Origin of the sequence: Streptomyces sp. NBC_01298, assembly GCF_035978755.1 — a bacterium.
Classification (GTDB): Bacteria; Actinomycetota; Actinomycetes; order Streptomycetales; family Streptomycetaceae; genus Streptomyces.
This window is the reverse complement of record NZ_CP108414.1, coordinates 3,507,123-3,530,014: the sequence shown is the minus strand read 5'-3', so window position 1 is coordinate 3,530,014 and position 22,892 is coordinate 3,507,123. Positions and strand designations below refer to the sequence as shown.

Annotated in this window: 19 protein-coding genes; 7 read left to right on the top strand and 12 right to left on the bottom strand. The window is 72.3% G+C overall.

The annotated features are described in order from the left end of the window. Window positions 1-72: 72 nt before the first annotated feature. From OG730_RS15705 to OG730_RS15695, 3 genes are read left to right on the top strand one after another with little or no spacing between them, the layout of a single operon-like run. Entirely contained in the window at window positions 73-1,491 is a 1,419-nt protein-coding gene (locus OG730_RS15705) for an AI-2E family transporter (protein WP_327304834.1), read from the top strand. Next, complete coding sequence (locus tag OG730_RS15700; protein WP_327304833.1) at window positions 1,475-2,242, top strand: hypothetical protein; 768 nt, start codon at window positions 1,475-1,477, stop codon at window positions 2,240-2,242. Before OG730_RS15705 ends, OG730_RS15700 begins: the two co-directional genes overlap by 17 nt. Window positions 2,243-2,281: 39 nt before the next feature. Continuing rightward, window positions 2,282-2,983, top strand: coding sequence for a hypothetical protein (locus OG730_RS15695; RefSeq protein ID WP_327304832.1), 702 nt, complete (start codon window positions 2,282-2,284; stop codon window positions 2,981-2,983). Between the two features lie 91 nt (window positions 2,984-3,074). Here OG730_RS15695 and OG730_RS15690 read toward each other — a convergent pair whose 3' ends face one another. Together OG730_RS15690 and OG730_RS15685 are read right to left on the bottom strand one after the other, a co-directional pair. Then, entirely contained in the window at window positions 3,075-3,614 is a 540-nt protein-coding gene (locus tag OG730_RS15690; RefSeq protein WP_327304831.1) for an alkyl hydroperoxide reductase, read from the bottom strand. Window positions 3,615-3,618: 4 nt separating this feature from the next. After that, entirely contained in the window at window positions 3,619-4,173 is a 555-nt protein-coding gene (locus tag OG730_RS15685; RefSeq protein ID WP_327304830.1) for a peroxiredoxin, read from the bottom strand. 134 nt (window positions 4,174-4,307) lie between these two features. On the opposite strand from OG730_RS15685, the gene OG730_RS15680 reads away from it, so the two are divergent. Next, on the top strand, window positions 4,308-5,267 hold the full coding sequence (locus OG730_RS15680) for a hydrogen peroxide-inducible genes activator (RefSeq protein ID WP_327304829.1): 960 nt from the start codon (window positions 4,308-4,310) through the stop codon (window positions 5,265-5,267). 33 nt (window positions 5,268-5,300) lie between these two features. Here the strand turns inward: OG730_RS15680 and OG730_RS15675 are convergent, their stop codons facing one another. From OG730_RS15675 to OG730_RS15665, 3 genes are read right to left on the bottom strand one after another with little or no spacing between them, the layout of a single operon-like run. Continuing rightward, the gene (locus OG730_RS15675) at window positions 5,301-7,754 is read right to left on the bottom strand and encodes an ABC transporter permease (protein ID WP_327304828.1); all 2,454 of its coding nucleotides are present in this window, start codon (window positions 7,752-7,754) and stop codon (window positions 5,301-5,303) included. Next, on the bottom strand, window positions 7,751-8,437 hold the full coding sequence (locus OG730_RS15670) for an ABC transporter ATP-binding protein (protein WP_327304827.1): 687 nt from the start codon (window positions 8,435-8,437) through the stop codon (window positions 7,751-7,753). Before OG730_RS15670 ends, OG730_RS15675 begins: the two co-directional genes overlap by 4 nt. After that, the gene (locus tag OG730_RS15665; RefSeq protein ID WP_327304826.1) at window positions 8,434-8,958 is read right to left on the bottom strand and encodes a PadR family transcriptional regulator; all 525 of its coding nucleotides are present in this window, start codon (window positions 8,956-8,958) and stop codon (window positions 8,434-8,436) included. The genes OG730_RS15670 and OG730_RS15665 overlap by 4 nt, the downstream gene beginning before the upstream one ends. A gap of 163 nt (window positions 8,959-9,121) precedes the next feature. Here OG730_RS15665 and OG730_RS15660 point away from each other — a divergent pair, with 163 nt between their 5' ends. Beyond that, a complete protein-coding gene (locus tag OG730_RS15660; protein ID WP_327304825.1) occupies window positions 9,122-10,633 on the top strand; it encodes a DUF2079 domain-containing protein in 1,512 nt (503 codons plus the stop codon). 95 nt (window positions 10,634-10,728) lie between these two features. Here the strand turns inward: OG730_RS15660 and OG730_RS15655 are convergent, their stop codons facing one another. Genes OG730_RS15655 through OG730_RS15645 form a run of 3 tightly spaced genes read right to left on the bottom strand, consistent with a single transcriptional unit; the run spans window position 10,729 to window position 12,908 of the window. Then, window positions 10,729-11,655 carry a peptidylprolyl isomerase gene (locus OG730_RS15655; RefSeq protein WP_327304824.1) on the bottom strand — a complete coding sequence of 309 codons (927 nt, stop codon included), beginning with the start codon at window positions 11,653-11,655 and terminating at the stop codon, window positions 10,729-10,731. A 60-nt stretch (window positions 11,656-11,715) separates the two neighbouring features. Continuing rightward, window positions 11,716-12,000 (bottom strand): type II toxin-antitoxin system antitoxin, encoded by a 285-nt coding sequence (locus OG730_RS15650; protein WP_327304823.1) that lies wholly within the window; start codon window positions 11,998-12,000, stop codon window positions 11,716-11,718. Continuing rightward, window positions 11,997-12,908 carry an SPFH domain-containing protein gene (locus OG730_RS15645; protein WP_327304822.1) on the bottom strand — a complete coding sequence of 304 codons (912 nt, stop codon included), beginning with the start codon at window positions 12,906-12,908 and terminating at the stop codon, window positions 11,997-11,999. The genes OG730_RS15650 and OG730_RS15645 overlap by 4 nt, the downstream gene beginning before the upstream one ends. Window positions 12,909-13,161: 253 nt before the next feature. On the opposite strand from OG730_RS15645, the gene OG730_RS15640 reads away from it, so the two are divergent. Continuing rightward, window positions 13,162-15,441, top strand: a complete 2,280-nt coding sequence (locus OG730_RS15640; protein WP_327304821.1) for a transglycosylase domain-containing protein — start codon at window positions 13,162-13,164, stop codon at window positions 15,439-15,441. A 90-nt stretch (window positions 15,442-15,531) separates the two neighbouring features. Here the strand turns inward: OG730_RS15640 and OG730_RS15635 are convergent, their stop codons facing one another. The 3 genes from OG730_RS15635 to OG730_RS15625 all read right to left on the bottom strand — a co-directional run bounded on the left by OG730_RS15635 (window position 15,532) and on the right by OG730_RS15625 (window position 20,355). Then, a complete protein-coding gene (locus OG730_RS15635; protein ID WP_327304820.1) occupies window positions 15,532-17,811 on the bottom strand; it encodes a SpoIIE family protein phosphatase in 2,280 nt (759 codons plus the stop codon). Between the two features lie 230 nt (window positions 17,812-18,041). Then, window positions 18,042-18,785, bottom strand: a complete 744-nt coding sequence (fomD, locus tag OG730_RS15630; protein ID WP_327304819.1) for a cytidylyl-2-hydroxypropylphosphonate hydrolase — start codon at window positions 18,783-18,785, stop codon at window positions 18,042-18,044. A 154-nt stretch (window positions 18,786-18,939) separates the two neighbouring features. Next, window positions 18,940-20,355: a class II fumarate hydratase gene (locus OG730_RS15625; protein WP_327304818.1), complete on the bottom strand. Its 1,416-nt coding sequence runs from the start codon at window positions 20,353-20,355 to the stop codon at window positions 18,940-18,942. 107 nt (window positions 20,356-20,462) lie between these two features. Between OG730_RS15625 and OG730_RS15620 the strand changes: the two genes are divergently transcribed. Next, a complete protein-coding gene (locus OG730_RS15620; RefSeq protein WP_327304817.1) occupies window positions 20,463-22,007 on the top strand; it encodes a ricin-type beta-trefoil lectin domain protein in 1,545 nt (514 codons plus the stop codon). A gap of 90 nt (window positions 22,008-22,097) precedes the next feature. Here OG730_RS15620 and OG730_RS15615 read toward each other — a convergent pair whose 3' ends face one another. Next, window positions 22,098-22,868, bottom strand: a complete 771-nt coding sequence (locus OG730_RS15615) for a glycerophosphodiester phosphodiesterase (protein ID WP_327304816.1) — start codon at window positions 22,866-22,868, stop codon at window positions 22,098-22,100. Between the last annotated feature and the right edge of the window lie 24 nt (window positions 22,869-22,892).

The following is a 22,892-nucleotide window of genomic DNA, read 5'->3' as shown; positions in this document are numbered from 1 at the left end:
TCGCGTGTACGGTCTTTCGAGGCGTGCCCCGGCGCGCGGACGCGCGGTCCAGGGCGGGGGGAAGGGAACGACATGGCGAAGACAGGCTGGCTCGGCCGGCTCGGCAAGAGGCTGAGCGACGTGGAGACCCGGCTCGCGGAGCGGCGTGCCGAGGTCGAGGCCGAGACCTCCGGCGACCTGCCGGCCCCCGGGCGGGGCCCGGCCTCGCCCCCGGCCGCCCCCGGTTCCCCGGCCTCCCCGCCCGCCGCCTCCCCGGCGCCCTCCGTCCCGCCACCCGCGGCCCCGGGCGCCGAACACGCCGGCCACGCCGGCCACACCGGACCCGTGCGCCCCGACCCCGTGTCCGTCATCCCGTGGGGCGTGCGCGTCGCCGCCGAGGCGAGCTGGCGGCTGCTGCTGCTCGCCGGGATGCTCTGGGTCCTGATGCGGGTCATCAGCGAAGTCCGCCTGGTCGTCCTCGCCTTCGCCGCCGCCCTCCTGGTGACCGCGCTGCTCCAGCCCTTCGTGGTCCGGCTGCGCCGGCTCGGGATGCCCCGGGGGCTGGCCACGGCCGTCACCGCGATCCTCGGGTTCGTGGTCATCGGGCTGGTCGGCTGGTTCGTGGTCTGGCAGGTCATGGACAACCTCGACGACCTCTCCGCCCGGCTGCGCGAGGGCATCAACGACCTCAAACTCGCCGCGCTGGACAGTCCGTTCCACGTGACCGAGAAGCAGATCAACGAGATCGCCAAGAACCTCAGCGAGACCATCGGCACCAACACCGAGCAGATCACCTCCGCCGGCCTGCAAGGCGTCACGGTCCTCGTCGAGGTCCTGACGGGCATGCTGCTCGCGATGTTCTCCACGCTCTTCCTGCTCTACGACGGCAAGCGCATCTGGACCTGGTCCATGGGCCTGCTCCCCGCCGCCGCCCGCCCCGGAGTCGCCGGCGCCGGTCCGCGCGCCTGGCGCACTCTGACGGCGTACGTGCGCGGCACGGTCCTGGTGGCCCTCATCGACGCCGTGTTCATCGGCCTGGGGCTCTACTTCCTCGACGTGACGATGGCCGTGCCGCTCGCCGTCTTCATCTTCCTGTTCGCCTTCATCCCGCTCGTCGGCGCGGTGATAAGCGGCGCCCTCGCGGTGGTCGTGGCCCTGGTGACCCAGGGGCCGTTCACCGCGCTGATGGTGCTGCTGGTGGTGCTGGCCGTGCAGCAGATCGAGGGCCACGTGCTCCAGCCCTTCATCCTGGGCCGGGCGGTACGGGTCCACCCGCTCGCGGTGGTCCTCTCGGTGGCGGCCGGCGGAATGATCGCCGGCATCGGAGGCGCGGTGGTCGCCGTCCCGCTGGTCGCCGTCACCAACACCGTGGTCGGCTACCTGAGGGCCTACTCGCGGGAACAGCTCCACCACGGGCACTCCCCGGTCGGCCCCGGGCCGCACGGGGCGACGGCCCTGGGCCAGACGGCATTCGAGGCGGAGGAGACACGTACGGGTGATAACGGAGCCTGAGTTCGACGGCGGCTCGTCCGGCATACCGGGGCCGGAAAGGCCTGGGGGGCCGGAGGGGCCGGAGGGGCACGAGTACTACGGGGGTGCCCCGGCACCGGCCCGCCGCCCCTGGCGCTGGGCGCTGGGCGGGGCCCTGACGGCCTCCCTGCTGTGGGCGGGCGCCTGGTGGGCCGCGGCCCCGCAGGACGACCGGCCGCCCCTGCGGTACGGGCTGCCCGCGAGTCTGTGTGACTCGGCGAAGCTGCCCACGCTGGCCCGGCTGGCCGAGGTGATCCAGTGGAACCCCACCCCGAAACTGTTCGAGCACCCGGGAGTGGACCAGGCGTACTGCCAGCTGAGCATCCCGAGGGAGCCCTCCGAGAGCGGGTCCCGGCTGGAGTACCAGATCCAGACCTCGATGTCCCTGCACAAACGGACCGACCCCGCGCCGGAGTTCGGCGCGAATCCCGCGCCCGCGGGCTGGAGCGGCCTGAGCAGCGCGGAGCCGCGTTCGGTGCCGGGGCTCGGGGAGCGGGCGCTGATCTGGGAGACGGAGTACGAGCAGTCGTGGCGGCTCGCCGTCCTCGACGGGGGCGCGGTGTTCACCATGGATGTGACGGTGTGGTCGTACGGCCCGGACACGTTCGACGGCGACGGCGATCCGATCCCCGACTCCGGGCCCCCGCAAGATCCGCCGAAGCCCGACTCGGACGCGGTCCAGGCTGCGATGATCGACGACATGCACGGCCTGATGAAGGCGCTGCACCAGTAGTTCCGGGGGCGCGGGAGCGCGGGGGCGGGGGACACGGGGATGATCGGCGAGCCCGAGATCGACGGTGACTGGCGTACGGCGACCGGGTCGGAGGGGGCCGCCGAGGGCCTCCCGGGCGCGGGCGAGCAGGAGCGGGAGCGCGTACGGGGCACGCGCGGGCCGTGGCTGTGGGCGCTGGGCGGGGTGGTGCTGTCCTCGGCGGTCTGGGCGGGCACGCTGGCCGTGCAGGAACGCTTCGCCGACGCACCGCGCATCGACTACAGGCACACCGAGACCTTGTGCCGGGATGCCCCGCTCAAGATGCTCGGCCAGGTCGCGGACGGGAGCTTCGAGGACTACGAGAACGGCCGCGGCACGAGCCCCGCGCAGGACTGGGCGTCATGCCGGTTCGGCATCGATTACGAGAAGGCGTCCGTCTCGTACGGGGCCCACTTGCTCGTCGAGCTGCACAAGAAGACCGACCCCGGGCCCGAGTTCGCCACCGGCCCCGGGGTCAGTGCCTATCTGCGGATGGACCCCGGGGAGCGGCGGCAGGTACCGGGCCTGGGCGACCGCGCGGTGCTCGACCGGAGCTACGGGGCCGACGGGGACCGGCTGACGGTGCTGGACGGCGGGGCGGTCTTCACCCTGACCGTGGAGTGGTACCGCGGCGAAGGGGAGGGCTTGGAAGTCGACGTGGACGCGATCGAGGCGGCGATGGTCGAGGACATGCGGAGCCTGATGGCTTCGCTGCGGCGCTAGGACGCCCCTTGGGGTCCTGCCTGAGCCGCCGTCGGCAAAAGGGCCCCCGCTGCCGGCGCGGCTGCGGGGGCCCTTCATCGTGCTCGGGGTGTCACACGCCCGCGAGCACGGCCTCGGAGTCGAGGGTGACGGCCACGGCCTGGATCACCGAGGCGATCTTGAAGGCCTCCTGGACCGACTCGCGGTCCACGCCGGCCTTGCGCAGGACCTGCTCGTGCGAGTCGAGGCACTGGCCGCAGCCGTTGATCGCGGAGACGGCGAGGCACCAGAGCTCGAAGTCGACCTTCTCCACACCGGGGTTGCCGATGACGTTCATCCGCAGGCCCGCGCGCAGGGTGCCGTACTCCGGGTCGGAGAGCAGGTGGCGGGTGCGGTAGAAGACGTTGTTCATCGCCATGATCGCGGCGGCGGACTTCGCGGCCGTGTACGCCTCGGGAGACAGGGCCGCCTTGGCCTCCGGCTCCAGCTCACCCAGGACGCGCGGGGAACGGGCCGCGATGGCGCAGGACAGGACGGTGCCCCACAGCTGCTGCCGCGTCAGGGTGTCCTGGTTGCCGATGACCGAGCCGAGGTTGAGCTTCAGGTCCTTGGCGAAGTCCGGCAGGGCGGACTTGAGGGAGTCGAGGGACATGCGCTCACTCACCGGCCAGCAGCGCGCCGGCGTCGATGGTGCTGTCGCCCTTGGTCCAGTTGCAGGGGCACAGCTCGTCGGTCTGCAGGGCGTCGAGGACCCGCAGGACCTCCTTGGGGTTCCGGCCGACGGAACCGGCGGTCACCATGGAGAACTGGATCTCGTTGTTCGGGTCCACGATGAAGACGGCGCGCATCGGCAGACCGTCCGAACCGAGGATGCCGAGGTCGGCGCAGAGCTCGCGCTTGATGTCGGACATCATCGGGAAGGGCAGGTCGCGCAGGTCGGCGTGGTCCTTGCGCCAGGCGTGGTGGACGTACTCGGAGTCGAGCGAGAAGCCGAGGATCTGGGCGTCACGGTCGGCGAACTCCTCGTTCAGCTTCCCGAAGGCGGCGATCTCGGTCGGGCACACGAAGGTGAAGTCGAGCGGCCAGGAGAACATGATCTTCCACTTGCCCTCGTAGGTCTTGTGGTCGATCTGCGCGAACTCGGCTCCGGCCTCCAGCGAGACGCAGGCGGTCAGGTCGTAGGTGGGGAACTGGTCGCCGACAGTGAGCACGTGCTCTCCTTGCGCAGAGGAAAGTGACCTTTTTGAGGGCTTTCCGGGGGGTTGGACGTGTCTCACATGCTGACACAGCGGCATTGATTGCAGAAATAGCTACTCTGGTGCCAAGTGATCGGAGGTACCTATCAGTGGCTGTGGGACATGGCCTGGGCCGTAGAGGAACGAAGCAGGCGACGCTCGCCCAGCTGAGGGCCTTCGCCGCCGTGGCCGAGCACCTGCACTTCCGGGACGCGGCCGCCGCCATCGGGATGAGTCAGCCCGCGCTCTCCGGGGCCGTGTCCGCGCTGGAGGAGGCGCTCGGGGTGCGGCTGCTGGAGCGGACCACCCGCAAGGTGCTGCTCACGCCCGCCGGGGAGCGGATCGCGGCCCGCGCGCGGGCCGTGCTCGACGCGATGGGCGGGCTGCTCGAGGAGGCCGAGGCGGTACGGGCCCCCTTCACCGGGGCGCTGCGGTTCGGGGTGATCCCCACCGTGGCCCCGTACCTGCTGCCGACCGTGCTCGGGCTCTTCCACCGCCGCTACCCCCGCCTCGACCTCCAGGTACACGAGGAGCAGACGGCCTCGCTGCTCGAAGGGCTGGCCGGCGGACGGCTCGACCTGCTGCTGCTCGCCGTACCGCTCGGGGTGCCGGGGGTCACCGAACTGCCGCTCTTCGACGAGGACTTCGTCCTGCTCGCGCCGCGCGACCATCCGCTCGCCGGCCGCAGGGACATCCCGCGCGAGGAACTGCGCGGTCTGCGGCTGCTCCTGCTCGACGAAGGGCACTGCCTGCGCGACCAGGCCCTCGACATCTGCCACGACGCGGGACGCGTCGCCGGGGCGGACGTCACCACGACCGCCGCCGGGCTGTCCACCCTCGTACAACTGGTCGCCGGGGGACTCGGCGTCACGCTGCTGCCGCGCACCGCGCTGCGCCTGGAGACCGCCCGCAACGAGCACCTGGCCACGGGCTACTTCGCCGAACCGGCGCCCTCGCGGCGGATCGCGCTGGCCATGCGGACGGGAACGGCCCGCGCGGAGGAGTTCCGCGCCGTGGCCGACGCCCTGCGCGAAGCCGTACGCCCGCTCCCCGTCTGGCTGACGGACTGAGGAGCGGACGTACGGCATCGCGGATCCGGCGGGTTACTCCGTGCGCAGCCCGTCCGGGCGCATCAGGCGGAGCAGCGGCGGCAGGCTGAGCAGGGTCACCAGGACGGCCACGCCGCCGCCGATGCCGACCATCCCCAGGACCGCGGTCCAGTTGATCGTGATGGTGGAGCCCGTCATCTGCAGCAGCACGATGCCGAGCGCGAGCCCGACCACCGTGGCCAGGGCCAGGCCCAGACCGATCGGGATGGCGGTCTGCCACAGCACGGAGAAGCTGAGCGTGGAGCGCTTGGTGCCGAAGGCGACCAGCGCCGACAGCAGTTGCTTGCGCTCGCGCAGCTGCTCCAGCTGGGAGACCAGCAGGCTGGCGCCGATCAGCATCAGCAGCAGGGCGGCGCCCACGAACAGGCCGGTCCGGATGGAGGCGAAGCGGTCGTTGACCGCGGTGGCCTGGATCGTCATGGGGACGGACATCGGGTCGGCCTTGAAGGCGGCGGTGCGGGCCAGCTCCAGCGCGTCGGGCACCTTCGGGTCCAGCTTCACGTAGACCTGGGAGGACTGGTAGCCCCCCATGCCCTGCGGGGCGGCGGCCGGGGTGACCAGCAGTCCGGTCAACGTCTCGCCCATGGGGCCCTTGCGGGGCTGCACGGTCCGGGCGTCGGCGGGCACGGTCCAGGCGACCGGCTTGGTGTGGTCGTCCTCATTGTCTTGGAAGATGTTTCCGGCGAACAGCTTCTCGCCCGGCTTGGCGCTGTCGCCGGTCATGCCCTCGGACTGGGTGGGGCCGCCGATGACGAAGGCGTCGCCCTCCTTGCAGGAGGGCAGCACCGCGAACTCCTTGAGGGCCGCGCAGGTGCCGGTCGTCACCGAGATCGCCGTGTCCGAGTAGCTCATGTCCGGGCTGCGCCCGGCATTGGTCGAGGACTGCGCGATGGCCTGGGTGACGCCCTTGGTCCCGGCCAGCACCTGGGCGACGGCCTCGCCGCCGCCGCGGGTGCGCTGCAGGACGGAGATCGAAGCCCGGGAGGGGTCGTGGCCGGTCTCGCGGGTGTACGAGTCCTCGGTGGTGGCGAAGAGCATCTGCAGGGCGATGGCTCCGGCGACCGCGACGGCGATGCCGTTGACCAGCCGGGCGGAGCTTCCACTGGTGAGCTGGAGCCGGCGGGCGGCCAGCTGCCAGGAGACGGGGCCCGCGCCGCCGATCCGGCCGACGACCCGTTCCAGCACCCAGGGGAGCAGGACGGTGATGCCAACGAGGAGCAGGACCACGCCGCCCGAGACCTGCCACTGGTTGAACTGTCCGCTGTCGTTGCCCTTGCCGATCAGGGGGGCCAGCAGGCCGAGTCCGGCCAGCGGGAGCAGCAGCCGCCACCAGATCCGGCGCTTGGCCGGGGTCGTCGTACGGACCACGCCGAGCGGCTCGATGACGACGCCGCGCAGGGCGAACAGGGTCACGGCGACGGCCGCGGCGGGCACGGCCAGCGCGATGAGCGCGGCCAGCCAGGGCGCCGGATTGAGGTCGGAGGGGAAGACGCTGCGCTGGTAGAGGTCCATGGCCGGGGCCAGTTGGCGGGCGGCGAGGAAGAAGCCGGCGCCCAGCGCCAGGCCGATCAGCGATCCGGCGGCGGCCTCGCCCGCGGCGATCCGGCGGACCATCCGGCCGTCGGCGCCGACCAGGCGCAGGGCGGCGAGCCGGCGGTCGCGGCGGTCGCCGCCGAAGCGGACGGCGGCGCCGATGAACACGGCGACCGGCATGAGCAGGGCCACGAAGGTGAGCACCACGAGGAGGGTGAGGACCGGGTCGAGGGCCTCCTTCTCCTGGGTGTTCTCGAAGGTCGTGACCCGCTGGATGTAGTTCGGCGCCTCCTTCTGGAGCGCGGGGAGCCGGTCGCTGCCCGCGTAGAAGTAGAGGTCGCCGGGGCCCACCAGGCCCGCTTCGCCGATGGTCCCGACGATCTTCCCGTCGAGGCGGTCGCGCAGCAGCTTCCCCTCGTCCGTCTTCATCAGCTTGTCGAGGGCGGGGGAGACGACCAGTTCGCCGGCGCCGGGGAACTTCTTCACGCCCGGGGGCAGTGGGGCGTCCGGGCCCTCGGGCTGCACGAGCCGGCCGTCGACCCCGTAGGCGCGGTAGGTCTGGTTCACGTCGGTGATCAGCAGCGTGTCGCGGCCGGGCTGCTCGGCGGTGGGCGAGGTGAAGGTCTGGCGGGCGGCGGCGCGCGCGTCACGGGCGGCCAGGGCGCTGGGGACCGCGCTGGTGACGAGCAGCAGGGCGACGCCGAGGCCGACGCCCAGGCCGGTGAGGAGGGTACGGGTCCAGCCCTGGCGGCCGCCGCCGAAGGCGAAGCGGACACCGAGGCGCAGGTCGCGGAGCCAGACGGCGAGTGCGCCCTGCCTGCCGGGGCCACCGGTGCCGGGTCCGGGTCCGGCGGGGCCGCCGTGCTTGCCGTGTTTGCCGTGCGTGTCCTGCGTGTTGAGGGTCTCGTGACTCATACCGCGCGCTCCATGTCGCGGGACTTGCCGTCGCGCACGACGATCTCGCGGTCGGAGTACGCGGCCACGCGGGTCTCGTGCGTGACGAGGACGACCGCGGCGTTCGTGGACCGGGCGGCCTCGGTGAGCAGCTGCATGACGAGCTCGCCGTTGAGGGAGTCGAGGGCGCCGGTGGGCTCGTCGGCGAAGATCAGCCGGGGGTTGGTGACCAGGGCGCGGGCGACGGCGACGCGCTGTCCCTGGCCGCCGGAGACCTCGCCGGGGCGCTTGCCGCCGAGGTCGTCTACCTGGAGCCGCTCCATCCATTCCAGGGCGGTGCGTTCGGCCTGCTTGCGCTTCACGCCGGTGAGGCGGAGCGGCAGGGCGACGTTCTCCACGCAGGTGAGCTCGGGGACGAGCTGGCCGAACTGGAAGACGAAGCCGAACTCGCCGCGGCGCAGGGCGCTGCGCTCGGCGTCGTTCATGGCGGAGAGCTCGCGTCCGGCGTAGGTGATGGTGCCGGAGTCGGGGGTCACGATCCCGGCGAGGCAGTGCAGCAGGGTCGACTTGCCGGACCCGGAGGGGCCCATGATCGCGACGACCTCGCCCGCGTGGATGGAGAACTCGGCTCCGTCGAGGGCGTGGGTGGATCCGTAGGTCTTGCGGAGGTTCGTGGCGCTGAGCAGCGTGCCGGCGGGGGTCATCGGCCTATCTCCTGGGCGAGCTGGTCGAGGCGGGCGGCGGTGAGTTCGAGCCACCGCAGGTCCGCCTCGAGGTGGAACAGGGCGTGGTCGCAGACCAGCTGGTCGGCGAGGTCACCCTTGCGCTTGCGCTGGGTGAGGATGCGCATCAGGCGCAGGTGTTCGGCGCGCTGGGTGTCCAGCAGCTCCTGGGCGCTGCGGCCGGTGAGGAGGGCGAGCACGACCTTCGTGTAGAGGGTCGACTGCAGGTACGGCTCGGGCTTCTCGGGCTGGGCGAGCCAGCCCTCGACGTCGGTGATCCCGGCGTCGGTGATCGCGTACCGCTTGCGCTCGGGGCCGCCGCCGCTCTCCACGCCGTCGACCTCGACCAGGCCGTTCTTCAGCAGCCGGGACATGGTCGAGTAGACCTGCCCGTACGCGAGGGGCTTGTCGTGGCCGAATCTCTCGTCGAAGGTCCGCTTGAGGTCGTAGCCGTGCCGGGGGCCGGCTTCGAGGAGGCCGAGGAGTGCGTGACTGATGGACATGCGGAGGACTATACACGCGGTGTATACGCTCGATGTATACGCGCAGTGCATAGGGGCGGGAGGCGGTCGCCGGTCCCCGGAGTGTCTGCCATTCGAAGGAACCTGACCGCGCGGGAGACGGCCCCGGGCCCGGCCCGTGACGGCGCTGGCATCTTGAAGGTTCATGCGAGCACCCACCGGCAACGCCACCGCACTCCCACCGCAGCAGACCGGCATCGAGGCGCGGACGGCGCCGAAACCGTCCGCGCACGGCCGCCCCGCATCCGACTGGTGGATCTGGGCCATGGCGGGAGCCCTGTTCTTCGCCTACATGGCGCTGTCCCTGCGGATCCACGAGCGCCTGCTCTCCCGCAGCTTCGATCTGGGGATCTTCGTCCAGGTCGTGCGTTCCTACGCGTCCGGCCACCTGCCCGTCTCCGAGGTCAAGGGGCCGGACTTCCCGGTCCTCGGAGACCACTTCTCGCCCGTCCTGGCCCTGTTGGCGCCCCTGTACTGGCTGTGGCCCTCGGTGAAGGTGCTGCTCGTGGCGCAGGCCGCGCTGGTCGCCGGGAGCGTGCTGCCGCTGGCCTTCTGGGCCCGCCGGACACTGGGCACCGCGGCCGCCGCGGTCATCGGCGCCTGTTACGGGCTCTCGTGGGGCATCGCGAGCGGGGTCTCCTCCGACTTCCACGAATGGGCCTTCGCCCTTCCGCTGCTCACGCTCTCCCTGACGGCCCTCGGCAGCGGCCGGCTGCGCGCCGCCGCGTACTGGGCGCTGCCGCTCCTGCTCGTGAAGGAGGACCTCGGTCTCACGGTGGCCGCGATCGGCCTGGTCATCGCCTGGCGCGGCGGCCGGGGCGGTCGCCGGCCGGGGCTGCTCACGGCCGCGGCCGGTCTGGTCGGGACCGGGCTGGCCCTGCTGGTGCTGGGCGCCTTCCATCCGGGAGGGTTCAAGGGCTATCTCGTCTCCCACAACCCCGGAGGCAGCGCGGGCGCCGGTTCCGGCGGCGCCTTGGTGGGCGAGGCGCAGGGCGGCGCGCTGGAACTGCTCCACCAGCTGACGCTCGGTCTGATCACCCCGCAGGAGAAGGTCACGACCCTCGTCCTCATCCTGGCCCCGACCCTGTTCCTGGCCCTGCGCTCGCCGCTCGTACTGGTCGCGGTGCCGTCGGTCCTGTGGCGCCTCGCCTCGAACTACCCGCCCCACTGGGGCACCGGCTACCACTACTCGCTCCTGGTCATGCCGATCGTCTTCGTGGCCTTCGCGGACGCCCTGCGGCGGCGGGGTACGAGCGGGCGCAGCCTGTACCGGTATCTGGCGGGCTCCGCGGCGATGGCCTTGCTGCTGCTGCCGCACTATCCGCTCTGGCAGCTGACCCAGCCGGAGACCTGGGTGAAGGATCCCCGCATCGCGACGGCGCACAGCGTGATGGACCGGATCCCGGACGACGCGACGGTCCAGGCGTCCAGCTATCTCGTGCCCCACCTCGCGGACCGCACCAGTGTCAGCCTCTACGGCTGGGGGGACAGCCGCCCCAATCCCGAATGGATCATGGTCGATACCCAGGTGCGGCCGGCGCTGCGGTGGCCGATGTCGGTCGTCCACGAGCAGATCGCCCTGGACGAGGCCCGGTCCCGTGGGTACCGCACGGTGGACCTGAGGGACGGCTTCGTCCTGCTGAGCCGCACCGGATAGCCGCCGGCGCCCCGGGCGCCGGAGTGGGGCGCGGGCCGCGGCCGGCGCCCCGTACGGCTGTCGGTACGGGGCGCCGCGGGGTCAGCCGCCCCTGGTCACCCGGCCGGGCGCCGCACCGTGACCGCCTTGATGACGACGGGCTCCTTGGGCCGGCCGTCGGTGGCTCCGTCCTCGGTGCCCTTCGCGGCGATCTTCCGCAGCACGTCCAGCCCGCTGACCACCCGCGCGAAAGGCGTCCAGTCGGGCTGCATGCGGAAGTCCGGATCGGCGTAGCTGACGAAGAACTGGCTGCCGTTGCGGCCCGGGACAGCCTTCGACATCGCGACCGTGCCCGCCGGATAGGTGGCGCCGTCCAGGTTCTCGTCCGGGAAGAAGTACCCGGGGTCGGCCGTGCCCAGCCCGGCCGGGTCGCCGCATTCCAGTACGAAGATCCCGCGCGTGGTGACCCGGTGGCAGGTGCTGCCGTCGAAGTACTTCTTCCCGGCGAGGAAGGCGAAGGAGGTGGTGGAGCAGGGCGCGGCCTCGGTGAGCGCCTCGACGACCACCTTGCCCTGCTCCGTGACCAGCTCGGCCCGGTACGGGCGGGCCCGCGCGGGATCGTGCACGGGCAGGCCGAGGCCCTTGGCGCCGCCGCCGGTCGCCGTGTAGGAACAGGCGGCGGCCGCCGCGGGCGCCTTGGAGTCGGTGGGGGTGCCCGTCAGGGCGAGCGCCGTCCAGGTCAGCCCGGCACACACCGCGGCCACCGCCAGGGCGCCGGCCGCTCTTCTCGCGGCGCCGCGGTGGCGGGCGCCCTTCGCGATGTCCGCCACCGTGTCCGGCGTTCCCGTCGCCGCTCGCGACTCGGGTCCGGCGGCCGTTCGCGACTCGGCTTCCGCGTCCGGTTCTGCGCCGCTCCCCGCGTCCGGTTCCGCGCCGCTTCCCGTGCGGGGTGCGTCGCCGGGTCCCGCACCGGGTCCCGTACCGGGTGCGTCGCCGGGTCCCGTACCGGTCTTCGCGTCGGCTTCTCCGCCGGTCCAGTTCATCCGAGTCCTCGAATTCGGTGAGACCCCCCGGGGTGACGCGCCGAGCGTACCGAGGCGGCTTCAGGAATCCGGAGAGGCGCGGGGGCGGCCCCGGGGCGGGATCGGGCCCGCCCCGCCGGGGAGGCGGCCGGCTTCGGACAGGGCGCGGCGGAGCAGGAACTCGATCTGCGCGTTGGCGCTGCGCAGTTCCTCCCCCGCCCACCGCGCGAGCGCGTCGTGCACCTGCGGGTCGAGCCGCAGCAGCACCTGCTTGCGGGCCTGGCGCCCGGCCTTGGGAGCCGGCGCGGGCGCCGGCTCCCCGGCCGCGCCGGGGCCGGGGGGCTCCGTACCGCCGTCGGGGCTCACTGGTAGAGGGTGCCCGTGTTGATGACCGGCTGGGCCGCGCGGTCACCGCACAGGACCACCATCAGGTTGGACACCATCGCCGCCTTCCGTTCCGGGTCGAGGTCCACGATCTCCTGCTCCGCGAGGCGGGTCAGGGCGAGTTCGACCATACCGACCGCGCCCTCGACGATCTGCTTGCGCGCCGCGACGATCGCCCCGGCCTGCTGGCGCTGGAGCATCGCGGAGGCGATCTCCGGGGCGTACGCGAGGTGGGTGAAGCGGGACTCGATGATCTGGACGCCGGCCGCCTCGACGCGGGCGGCCAGTTCGGCGGTCAGCTTCTCGGTGATCTCCTCGGCGTTGCCGCGCAGCGAGAGGCCGCCGACCTCGTGGGCGTCGTAGGGGTACTCGATCGCGATGTGCCGGACGGCCGTCTCGGTCTGGGTCTCGACGAACTCGGTGAAGTCGTCGACCTCGAACACGGCGCGCGCGGTGTCCTCGACCCGCCACACCACCACGGCCGCCAGCTCGATCGGGTTGCCGTAGGCGTCGTTGACCTTCATGACGGGGGTCTCGTGATTGCGGACCCTGGTGGACAGCCGCCGGCGGGAGGTCAGCGGGTTGACCCAGCGCAGTCCGTCGGTGCGGACGGTGCCGCGGTAGCGGCCGAACAGCTGGACCACGCGCGCCTCTCCCGGCGCGACCGTGTTCAGCCCGCCCATGGCGATGACGGCGGCGATGGTCAGGACGACGCCCGCCGCGCTCAGGCCCGCCTTGGCCGCGTCGCTTCCGGACACCGCGCCGAGCGCGATCAGGCCCGCCCCGGCGACCACGCCCGCCAGGCCGAGCAGCAGCGCCAGTCCGCCGCCCACGCTCCGCGCGGGGAACTCCCGTACGCCGCTCGCGGTTCCACCCGTGGTGTTGGTCATCGTCTGCCCCGTTTCGTCAGTGGCGGCCGGTCGAGCCGCTTAGCAAAGTGATATCACTTTTTTGGCTCGGGCAGGAGTGCGACCCGGGGCCCGGCAACCTTCCGGGCTCCGTTCGCGTCGGTTCCGGTGGGGTGGGTGCTCATTGTCACGTCCGAATTGCCCGCTATGCGCACCCGTTGGCCGGTTTTTGTCACAGGCTCCGGTGTTAGCTTTCTGAGCTGACGTCGGGGGGTAATCGAGCGGAGCGGGAGCGATGGGCCGAGCAGAAGCGCGTAGGGCGCAGCAGCAGCGCGGTGCACGGCGAGCGCCGCGCGGGCGCGCCAAGGGCAGGGGCGGGCAGCAGGGCGGCAAGCCGGCCGGCATACGCCGCTTCTTCACCTGGAAGAAGATCCTCGGAGCCTTCTTCGGGGCCGTCCTGCTCGGCATGGCCGCCCTGGTCGGCCTCTACTTCTACGTGGACGAGCCGGACCCCAACGCCGACGCGCTGACCCAGAACAACGTCTACAAGCTGGCCGACGGCACCGTCATCGCCCGCGTCGGCAAGACGAACCGCCAGATCGTGCCGATCGACAAGATCCCGGCGGACGTGCAGACGGCCTTCATCGCGATCGAGAACAAGTCCTTCTACGAGGACCGGGGCATCGACCTCAAGGGCATCGGCCGCGGCCTGTTCAACACCGTCACCGGCAAGGGCAAGGCCGGCGGCTCGACGATCACCCAGCAGTACGTCAAGAACTTCTACCTGACGCAGGACCAGACGGCGACCCGCAAGCTGAAGGAGCTGATCATCTCCCTCAAGGTCGACCAGTCGAAGGAGAAGCCCGAGATCCTCGCGGGCTACCTGAACACCAACTTCTACGGCCGCAACGCCTACGGCATCCAGGCCGCGGCCCAGGCCTACTACGGGGTCGACGCCAACAAGCTGACCCTGGAACAGGGCGCGTACCTCGCCGCCGTCCTCCAGGCCCCCAGCCAGTACGACTGGGCCACCGCCGGTCCGAACGGCAAGCGCCTCGTCATGATCCGCTTCAACGCCGTCCTCGACAACATGGTCGAGATGGGCAAGCTGGACGCGGCCAAGCGCAAGGACATGAAGTTCCAGGAGCCGATCAAGCCCAAGGCGCTCCCCGGCATGGAGGGCCAGAAGGGCTACCTGATCCAGGCCGCCGACGAGGAGCTCAAGCGGCAGACCGGCATGACCGAGGCCCAGCTCAAGGCCGGCGGCTGGGACATCACCCTCACCGTCGACCCGAAGAAGCAGGCGGCGCTGGAGAAGGCCGTCCAGGACGAGCTGGAATCCAAGCTCGACCGCAAGGGCCGCGCCGTCGACTCCGCCGTGCAGGCGGGCGCCACCTCCGTGGACCCGAAGACCGGTGCGATCGTCGCGATGTACGGCGGCACCGGGCAGAGCGAGCAGTGGGCCAGCAACGCCCTGCGCAAGGACTTCCAGCCGGGCTCCACCTTCAAGCCGGTCGTGCTCGCCTCCGCCCTGGAGACCAAGGCGAGCACGCGGGACGGGAAGCCGATCACGCCCAGCAGCCTCTACGACGGCACGAGCAAGCGCCCCGTGGTCGGCAGTGACGTCCCGTTCAGTCCGCAGAACCAGGACGACAAGGACTACGGCGACCCGATGATGACGGTGCAGGACGCCACCAACTCCTCGGTGAACTCCGTGTACGCCCAGATGATCGTGGACGTCGGGCCGAAGAAGGTCAAGAAGACCGCGCTGCAGCTCGGCATGGTCGACCGCGACGGCTGGCCCGAGGACAAGCCGGCCATGTCGCTCGGCACCATGAGCGCCGACACCGTCGAGATGGCCGGCGTCTACGCCACCTTCGACAGCCACGGCAAGAAGATCACGCCGAGCATCATCAAGTCCGCCAAGCACGCGTCCCGCGAGTTCAAGCCGGTCCGCGCCGTCGGCGACACGGCCATCAGCCGCAAGACCGCCGACACCGTCACCAAGGTGCTCACCGGCGTCGTCAAGGACGGCTCCGGCAAGGCCGTGCGGAGCTCGGCCTACGAGGCCGCGGGCAAGACCGGCACCTCCGAGAGCAACTACGCCGCCTGGTTCACCGGGTTCACGCCCGAACTCGTCACCGTCGTCGCGATGTTCGGCGAGGAACCCGTCACCCACAAGCAGACCACCCTGACCGGTACCGCCGGCGGCGGTCGTGCGGGCGGCTCCTCCTTCCCGGCGGCGATCTGGAAGGAATACACCCTCGCCGCGCTGGGCGGCGTGGAGACGGGCTCCTTCGACCTGGACGAGGCCGACATGGGCAAGGTCCAGTCGCCGACCGCCAGCACCACCCCCTCGGGCACGCCGAGCGGGTCCGGGAGCTCGCAGTCGCCGAGCGGCACGCCCAGCGGAACGCCGAGCAAGACGCCGAGCAAGACGCCGAGCGGTACGCCCAGCGGAACGCCGAGCGGGACTCCCAGCGGGACGCCGAGCAAGACGCCGAAGCCGACCGCGTCCTCCTCGAAGTCGAACACGCCGAAGCCCCCGCCGCCGGAAGAGGAACCCGAACGGTAGGCACCGCACGATCGGTACCCGTACGCACCACTGCCCCGCAGGCGCGAAGCCGCGGGGCAGTGGCGTGCGCGGGTACGGACCGCGCTCCGGTCAGTGGCGCTCCGGCGCCCCCGGCGCGGCCGGCAGCGCGAGCTCGAACCAGACGACCTTGCCGCTGCTCAGCCGGGTGGCACCCCAGCGGCGGGCCATCCGGTTGACCAGGAACAGGCCGCGGCCGCCCTCGTCGTCGTCCCTGGCCCGGCGCTGGCGCGGCAGCTGCGGGGAGTCGTCGCCGACCTCGCAGCGCAGTACGTCCGTCCGCAGGAGGCGCAGGGTCACGGGCCGCTCGGCGTACCGCACGGCATTCGTCACGACCTCGCTGACCAGGAGCTCCAGGGAGTCCTCCAGCTCCTCCAGCCCCCAGCGCGCCAGCGCGCGGCGGGCGAACCGGCGGGCCCGGCCCGGAGCGGTCTCCTCCGGGTCCAGGAACCAGTACGCCACGTCGCTGGGCGCGATCCCGTCGAACCGGGCCGCGAGCAGCGCGATGTCGTCGTCCCGGTCACCGGGGCCGAGCATGTCCAGGATGTCGTCGCACAGGGCCTCCAGCGGCGGCGGGTGGTCCAGGCCCGTCAGCTGCGCGGTGGTGGCGAGGCGCTCGCGGAGCTGCTCGATGCCGGTCCAGACGTCCCGCAGCCGGGACTCGACGAGCCCGTCGGTGTACAGCACGAGGGTGGCCCCGGCGGGGGCGTCCAGCTCCACCGCCTCGAAGTCCACGCCCCCGACGCCGATCGGGGCGCCGGGGGGCACCCGCAGCACCTCGGCGCGGCCGCCCAGGTGCAGCAGGACCGGCGGCGGGTGGCCGGCGTTGGCGATGGTGATCCGGTGCGACACCGGGTCGTAGACGGCGTAGAGGCACGTGGCCATCCGGTCGGAGCCCAGGCGCTGGGCCTGTTCGTCCAGGTGGTGCAGGACCTCGGCGGGCGGCAGGTCGAGCTGCGCCAGCGTCTGGGCCGTCGTACGGAGCTGTCCCATGATGGCGGCGGAGGTCATGGAGTGGCCCATGACGTCGCCGACGACGAGTGCGACCCGGCTGCCGGGCAGGGGTATGGCGTCGTACCAGTCACCGCCCACCCGGGCCGTCTCGGCGGCGGGCAGGTAGCGGCTGGCGAGCCGGACCCCGGTGGGCTGGGGGAGGCTGTCGGGCAGCATCGTGCGCTGGAGCTCGTCGGCGATGTAGGCCTCGCGGCCGTAGAGCACGGCCTTGTCGATGCCCAGCGCCGTGTGCGTGGCCAGCTGCGCGGCGACGAGCAGGTCGTTCGTCTCGAAGGCCGGGCGCTCCGGGGTGCGCAGGAACACCGCCGCGCCGATGACGCGGCGGCGGCCCCGCAGCGGCGCGAGGATGGCCCGCTGGCCGCGCGGGACCGGGTGGTCGGCGCCCAGCAGCTCCGGCAGCGCGGCGCGGGCGGCGGCGGAGGACCCGAAGACGGGCCGTACGCCGCGCAGCACCTCGGCGAGCGCCCCGCCGGGGCGGATCTCGCAGAGCTCGGCCGCGGGCAGGTCACCCTGCGGGCCGACCAGGGCCAGCTGGCTGAAGTCGAGCTCGCCGTCGGGGGTCATCGCTCCGGCGAGGCCGGCTCCCGCTCCCGCGGCCGCCGCGGCTCCCGCTCCCGTGAACTCGTCGATCGGCCGGAGCCGGTCGGTTCGGCGGAGCCTTAAAACGACCGGTCCGACGGGCCGCTCGTCGCCGACCGGCAGGGGATCGCGCAGGTAGACGAGGATGGCGTCGGAGAAGGTGGGCACGGTGGCCCGGCACAGGCCGAGCACGATCTCGTCGAGGTCGATGCCGCGCGCGATCCGCCGGGTGGCGGCTCCGACGAACCGCAGCCGGTCGCCCTCCCGCCGCGCGATGGTCGCTTCGGACCCGATGCCGCTGGGCAGTCCGGAAGCGGCGGCCTGCCCGAAGGCGGGGGCCTGCCCGGTCGCGCCGGGCCGCCCCGCCGCCTCGCGGGCGGCTTCGCCGTCGCGGGTGCGCGCGCTGCCGGCCTCCGCGGCGGCGGCCTCGTCACGGCCGGCCCGGACCCGGGCGGCGCCCTGGCCGGGAGCCGAGCCCTGGCCGGGCACGGAGCCCTGGCCGGGGGCGGAGCCCTGGCCGGGCGCGGAGGCGGGGTCGCCGGGGTCCCCGGCCCCCTCGGAGGCGGACGGTGCCCCCTCGGTGGCGCGGGGGCGGGGCAGGTCCGCCGCCTGGGGCTGAGCATGCGTGCGCACGGCCTCGGCCGCCGGAAGCGGGGCCTTGCCGTGGCCCAGTTCCTCCGTGCCGTGGCCGGGCTCGTCGGTCCGACCGCCGGAGGCAACCGGCTGGGGGCCCTCCTGAGAGGTGGGGTACTCCGTCACGCGTGGCATTCCGTCCGTTTGCGCTCGATGTGCGCTGCACTCAACTCGGTCAGTCGCGGTATACCCGCTCAGCGGCGGGGACACCATCACCCCGCGTTTCCGCGTCCCGCTCGTTACCTCTCGTCATCGCGTCGGCCTAGGTCAAATGTGTTTCTGCTGGCGACAATTGACCGCCGACGCCCCGGCGGGGGACGATCCTACGATTGCCCCCCGGGGGCGCATCAAGGGTCTCATGAGGTCATATGAGCCGGAGTGCGGTCCCAGTCCTCCGGCAGGGCCGGTACGCCCCAGGCCGGGTCCGGCCGCCAATCCTGCCAGCCCTCCGAGAACGGCGGACCCCAGGCCCTGATCACGGCCACCGCCGCGCGTCCGGCCTCGCGGACGCGCCGGGCCTGTTCCGGATCCATCAGACCCGACCGCTGAGCCTGCGCGAACTCGTCCTCGTCCCGCCATTTCCACGTGCGGTCAGGGTAGACGGAGATGTCCAGGAAGTGGTCCTCGGAGTCGATGCCGCCGGACCACCGGGCCCGCGGCTCCTCCAGGTTCACGTACCAGCTCTTGAATTCCCAGCCGTGGTCCCAGAACAGCCACACCGACCAGGGGTCCCCGGGCCGGGCCAGCTTCAGCACGCCCGCCCCGAACCAGCGCGACCGTACGGTGGTCCGCGGCGCGGTGTACCGGGTGGCGAGCGGCTCCTCGTGGACCGGGGTCCCGTCGGCGAGCACCGGCTTGACGCACTCGGTCCCGGGGGCCATCCACACCGCGAGCAGCTCGTCGGTGTCGGTCACCACGGTCACGGGCCGGCAGATGTGGACGGCGCCCTTCGCGTCGGGCGCGTGATCGCGGTAGCGCCAGAGGATCTGCTCCCCGGGCGCCCAGCGGACGTCCTGAGCACCGTCCCGCTCCGCACGCCGCGCCGAACCCCGTGCCGAGCCGCGCGCACTGCCGCCCCCGCGGCCTCCGGTACCTGTCATGGGCAGATCTTAGGGCTGGGGTCCCGGGGATCGCCGCGCTGCAGGTCACCGAGGTGTCCGAGGGCGGGAAACGACCGGATCCAGACCCCCCGACGGGGCGGGGGGTGACACCCCGGGGCCGGGCGGAGCTGGGGCGGGGGCGGCCGCGCCGGGGTCAGGGGCGGGTCATCCGCAGCACGTCCAGGGCTTCGTCGAGCTGCTCCAGGGTGAGGTCGCCGCGGTCCACGTAGCCCGACTCCAGGACCACCTCCCGGATCGTCTTGCGCTCGGCGAGGGACTTCTTGGCGACCTTGGCGGCCTCCTCGTAGCCGATGTACCGGTTCAGCGGGGTCACCACGGAGGGCGAGGACTCGGCGTACTCCCTGGCCCGGGCCGTGTTGGCGGTGATTCCGTCGACGGTGCGGTCGGCCAGCAGGCGGCTCACGGAGCCGAGCAGCCGGATGGATTCCAGGATGTTGCGGGCCATCACGGGGAGCATCACGTTGAGCTCGAAGTTGCCCGCGGCGCCCGCCACCGCGACGGCGGCGTCGTTTCCCATCACCTGGGCGGCCACCATCAGGGCGGCCTCGGGGACGACCGGATTGACCTTCCCGGGCATGATCGAGGACCCCGGCTGGAGATCCGGGAGATTGATTTCGGCCAATCCGGTGCGCGGGCCCGAGGCCATCCAGCGCAGGTCGTTGCAGATCTTGGTGAGCGAGACGGCGACCGTACGGAGCATTCCGGACGTCTCGACGAGGGCGTCCCGGGCCCCCTGGGCCTCGAAGTGGTCCCGCGCCTCGGTCAGTGGCAGTCCCGTCGTCGCCGCCACCTCGGCGATCACGGCCGCCGAGAACCCGGGCGGGGTGTTGATCCCGGTGCCCACGGCGGTCCCGCCGAGCGGCAGCTCCGCCAGCCGGGGCAGCGCCGCGCGCAGCCGCTCGACGCCGTAGCGGAGCTGGACCGCGTACCCGCCGAACTCCTGGCCCAGGGTCACCGGGGTGGCGTCCATCAGGTGCGTCCGGCCGGCCTTGACCACCGCGGCGAACTCGGCGGACTTGCGCTCCATCGCGCCGGCCAGGTGCTCCAGGGCGGGGATGAGCTCGCCGGTGACGGCGGCGGTGGCGGCGATGTGGATGGAGGAGGGGAAGACGTCGTTGGAGCTCTGCGAGGCGTTGACGTGGTCATTGGGGTGGACCGGACGGCCCAGGCGCTCGGTGGCCAGGGTGGCGATCACCTCGTTGGCGTTCATGTTGGACGAGGTGCCGGAACCCGTCTGAAACACGTCGACGGGGAAGTGCTCGCCCCAGCGGCCCCCGGCGACCTCGTCGGCCGCCGAGACGATGGCGGCGGCGATGTCCGCGTCGATCACGCCGAGCCGGCCGTTGACGGTGGCGGCCGCGGCCTTGATCCGCGCCAGGGCCTCGATGTGGGCGCGCTCCAGACGCTGTCCGGAGATGGGGAAGTTCTCCACGGCGCGCTGGGTCTGAGCTCGCCATTTGGCGTGCGCGGGGACGCGTACGTCCCCCATGGAGTCGTGCTCGGTGCGGTACTCCTCGGGAGCCCCGCCGTTCTGCTGATCACTGGTCATCTGTGGTGCCTCCTCAAAAAGTTGAGCAATTGTCTTGTTCGGACTGTTCCCAACTCGCCTACCGGCCAGTAAATACCGGGGGTAACACCGAGATCGGGGAGGCGTTCATGGCACGTGCCCGTACACAATCAAGGATCAGGCTCAGATCTACCTTCGCCGCCGTCGTGGCGGCGGCGGCCGCCCTCGGGGGCGTCACCGCCATCACCCCCATGGCCCACGCGGCGACCACCGCGGAGTCGGCCGGGGCCGTGGTGGCCCCTCTCACGCCCGAACTGGAGGCCATCCGGGCCGCCGAGGCCGTCAAGATCTACGGCGACTCCGCGATCCGCCCCCTCGCCGACCGCAAGACCGGTCTGATCTCGCTCGGCGACAGCGAGATCTCCGGCGAGGGCGTCGGCACCTACGACCCCGCGACCAACACCCCGTCCAACCAGTGCCACCGCTCGCCGGACTCGGCGATCCACCGCACCGGCATCGCGGCGGACTACACCTTCAACGCGGCCTGCTCCGGCGGCTACACCGGCAACATCAAGATCGGCGGCAGCAAGCAGTACGCCGACGAGCTGGTGCAGAGCGACAGCCTGGCCATCAAGGCCCGCAACACCAGGATCAAGATGGTGCTGCTGGTCGCCGGGGCCAACGACGACCTGCAGTTCGGCCCGGTCATGACCGACTGCGTCACCCGCTGGGTGCTCAGCCAGGGCACCTGCGAGCCGAAGTACGGTCCGGGCTGGCAGGCGCGCGTCGACGGGCTGAAGCCCAAGGTGCAGTCGACGATCGGCGACCTGAAGTCTGTCATGCGCGACGCCGGGTACGCCGACTCCGACTACAAGCTGGTCGTGATGGGCTACCCCAGCCCCATCGGCCCCGACTTCAACGACAACCCCGACTTCCCCGGCAAGCTCCCCGGCGGCTGCGCCGGCTACGACTCCGACGCCTCCTGGGGCCGCAACTACGCGGTGCCCACCTTCGAGAAGGGCATGCGCGCGGCCGCCCTCGCCGCGGGCGCGACCTACCTCGACAACTCGCGGCTCTTCAACGGCCATGAGGTCTGCATGGAGGACACCTGGGCCCGCGGCCTCTACCTCGACCTCGGGGACCACTTCCCGTGGGACGAGAACACCGCCCGCCAGTCCTTCCACCCCAACTATCGCGGCCACGGCGCCTTCGCGTCCTGTCTGACCCAGCTCTACGCCTCCGGCCTGCGCGAGGCCTCCTGCGCCGACCCGGCGAGCACCGGCACCCCCGTCTTGCAGGCCGGGGCCTGGGACGACCTGTACAAGCCGCTGAAGAACGAGGTGACGGGCAACTGCCTCGACTCCAGCGGGGGCTCCAGCGCCAACAACACCAAGGTCCTCGGCTGGGACTGCCACGGCGGCCGCAACCAGGGCTGGTGGTACGACTCCGCGAAGAAGTCCCTCCACGTCGAACTCACCCACGACCGCTGCCTGGACGCCCCCGGCGCCAACTACGGCAACGGCACCGGCCTCATCATCTGGAACTGCCACGGCGGCGCCAACCAGCAGTTCGTCCGTGACGGAGCCACCCTCCGGCCCGCCGCCGCCCCGGGCATGTGCCTGACGGTGGCCGCGGCCCACGAGCCGCTGCGCCTCCAGACCTGCGACGGCTCGGCCAGCCAGCGCTTCGTGTAACCGGCCCCGGCCGCCCGGACCCGTACCCCCGTGGGTCCGACGCCCCGTACGACCCCCCCCACACCCGGTCGGCGCACCCCGGCCGGGTGCCTACATGTCCAGCAGCAGTTTGCGCACGTCCCGGGGCCGGTTGGTGATGAGCGTGTCCACGCCCAGGCGGACGCAGAGCTCCACGTCCTCGGGCTCGTCCACGGTCCACACGCGCACCCGGAGCCCCTTCGCCTTCAGCCGGCCCACCAGAGCCGGGTCCCGCCGTACGAGCTCGATGCCCGGGCCCGCGTGCGTGGCGTACGGGGGCCGCGGCGGCCGGATCCCGCGCTCGATCAGGTACACGGCGGGCAGTCCCGGGGCGAGGCGGTGCATGCGGGTCAGCGCGGACCGGGAGAAGCTCATCACCTCGACGCGGCCGGCCCCGCCGTCGGCGAGCCCGTACTCCCCGAGCAGCCGCACCAGCTCGGCCTCCAGGCGGCCGCCCGCGCGGGTGGGGTGCTTGGTCTCCACGGCCAGCCCGACGGGGTGGGGGGCGGCCAGCGCCTCCTTGAGCAGGTCCTCGAAGAGCAGCACCCCGGCCCCGGCGTGGCCGGGCCCCTTCCACGCGCCGAAGTCGAGGGCGCGCAGCTCCTCGTACGTCATCTCGGAGACGACCCCGCGCCCGTCGGAGGTCCGCTCGACCCGCCGGTCGTGCACGCAGACCAGCCGGTGGTCGGCGGTGAGCCGTACGTCGCATTCGAGCGCGTCGGCCCCGTCGGCGATGGCCTGCCGGTACGCGGCCATGGTGTGCTCGGGATACTCGTGGGAGGCCCCGCGATGGGCGATGACCCGCGTGGCGCGGGCCTGGGCGGGGTCGGTCGTCGCTGCCATGCGGAAATCCTTGCAAACCGGGGT